This is a genomic window from Streptomyces alkaliphilus, from assembly GCF_014141535.1.
GTDB classification, from domain to species: Bacteria; Actinomycetota; Actinomycetes; order Streptomycetales; family Streptomycetaceae; genus Streptomyces; species Streptomyces alkaliphilus.
In genome coordinates this window covers 1-2225 of the sequence record NZ_VKHT01000841.1, presented here as the reverse complement: position 1 = coordinate 2225, position 2225 = coordinate 1, and the positions used below count along the sequence as shown (strand labels likewise).

The window sequence follows — 2225 nt, the reverse complement described above, 5'->3', positions numbered from 1 at the left end:
CCGCACCCCGACGCGCCGGTTGTCCCCGTCCACCACGGGGTCCCCATCCCCCACCCGGGCGACCAGCGCGGCGGCGACCCCCAACTGCCGTGCGTCGTGCACGACGAACTCGACGCGGTCGTCGCCGACGAGGGACTTCAGGTTCTCCGGGCTGTCCTCCGCGATCACCCGTCCGGCGTCGATCACGTTGATCCTGGAGGCCAGTTGGTCGGCCTCGTCCAGGTACTGGGTGGTGAGCACCACGGTGGTGCCGTCGGCCACCAACTCCCGGATCGCCCTCCAGACCTCGTTGCGCCCGCGTGGGTCGAGGCCGACTGTGGGCTCGTCCAGAAAAAGAACGACCGGCGTCGGGATCATGCCGACGGCCAGATCCAGTCGGCGCCGCATGCCCCCGGAGTAGGTGCCGACCGGCCTGTCCGCAGCCTCCTCCAGTTGGAACCGCTCGAGCAATCGGGAGGCCCTGAGCCCGGCCTCCCGGGCGCCGAATCGGTGGAGTCGGCCGAACATCACCAGGTTTCGATAGCCGCTCAGTTCCTCGTCGACCGCCGGATTCTGCCCCACCAGGCCGATACGGCGACGCACCCGGTCGGCCTCCCGGGCCACGTCGTGCCCCGCCACCACGGCTCGACCTTCTTCGTACCGCAGCAGGGTGGCCAGGACGCGCACCGCTGTGGTCTTGCCCGCTCCGTTCGGTCCGAGCAGGCCGCACACCGTTCCACCCGGGACGGAGAGGTCGAACCCGTTCAGCGCGTACCCGTCCCCGTAACGCTTGCGCACTCCCTCGGCGAGGACCGCCGAACCGTTGACATCCACTCCGGACCCCCATCGTCGACTTCAGGTTCGTACCCTGCACCGTTGAGCGTACCGTACGCCGTACGAAGTGCGAGTGGGGCATGTCTCCGGTGCCCGTCCGGTCGATGCCGCGCCATCCCCCCACGAAGGGCCGGGGTCGCCCCCTCCGTGGGACTCCCGCGATTTCCGTGGTCGAACGGATGAAACCGGGACCGAGCACGAAAAGGCGAAGGAGATAAGCCGACGAGGGTGAGACCTCCCTTGCTCCGAAAAGGCCGGGACACGCGGAGCACGGACGGAGCGAACGGGTGAGCCGGCTCCGTATTCCACTCGATAAGCCCACGCATTACCCCCAACGCGATGGTCTCCGGTGGTGGGACGGGATTTTTGACCCGAGTCTGAGACACGTCGCCGCTGCGTCCGAAGAGTCGGCACGGTGCAGGCACTCGCAGCCGCGACGAAAGGAAAGCTCATGCGCGCCACTCGCACGGTGTTCGTCTCCGCCGCCATTACCGCGGCTCTCGCCATCTCCGCTCCCGCAGCCCAGGCACAGGCTCCCGTCTCGGCGGAGATGCCCACCAGCACGTTCACCAGCGGCGACCACCACGACAGGGACCACAAGCACGATGGGAAGTGGGACAAGGACCGGAAGGACGAGCGGAAGCACGACGGTTGGAAGGGTCACAAGAAGCCGCGTGGTGGTGTGCACGCCGGCGGCGGTGCTCTGGTGGCGGGGGTGATGGCTTCGGAGTCCGGTGACAAGGGCTACGACAGGGACCACAAGCACGATGGGAAGTGGGACAAGGACCGGAAGGACGAGCGGAAGCACGACGGTTGGAAGGGTCACAAGAAGCCGCGTGGTGGTGTGCACGCCGGCGGCGGTGCTCTGGTGGCGGGGGTGATGGCTTCGGAGTCCGGTGACAAGGGCTACGACAGGGACCACAAGCACGATGGGAAGTGGGACAAGGACCGGAAGGACGAGCGGAAGCACGACGGTTGGAAGGGTCACAAGAAGCCGCGTGGTGGTGTGCACGCCGGCGGCGGTGGCCTGACCGAGAACAGTGGCGGCATGGCGGCCGGCTCCGCGCTGCTGCTCGGTGGCCTCGGTGCCGGTGCCTACGCGCTGCGTCGTCGTCATGTCACCGGGGCGCCCACCGCCTGATCCGGAAGCCGGTACACCGGACCGTCGTGGCCGCCGTCACCCGCCGGCGGCCACGACGGCCACTCCGTTCATCCTCATCACCACCCGCCTCCCACCGTTTTCGAAAGGCGTTGTTCATGTCCGCCAAGCAGGAGTCCCGGGCTCCCGCCCCCCGGCCGGCGGCCGGCACTCCTCGTCGCCGAGGACTCATCGGGATCCTCGTCCTGCCCCTTATCCTGGTGGTGCTGGGTGTCGGCCTCATCCATCACTCGCTCCGGGACACTTCCCCGCC

2 protein-coding genes are annotated in these 2225 nt (G+C 68.4%); one reads left to right on the top strand and one right to left on the bottom strand.

The genetic code is table 11. The features are described 5' to 3' along the window. Positions 1-813: ATP-binding cassette domain-containing protein (locus FNQ90_RS20355; protein WP_182607687.1), on the bottom strand; the 813-nt coding region annotated here is incomplete at its 3' end. 451 nt (positions 814-1264) lie between these two features. On the opposite strand from FNQ90_RS20355, the gene FNQ90_RS20350 reads away from it, so the two are divergent. After that, complete coding sequence (locus tag FNQ90_RS20350; RefSeq protein ID WP_182607686.1) at positions 1265-1954, top strand: hypothetical protein; 690 nt, start codon at positions 1265-1267, stop codon at positions 1952-1954. Positions 1955-2225: the final 271 nt, after the last annotated feature.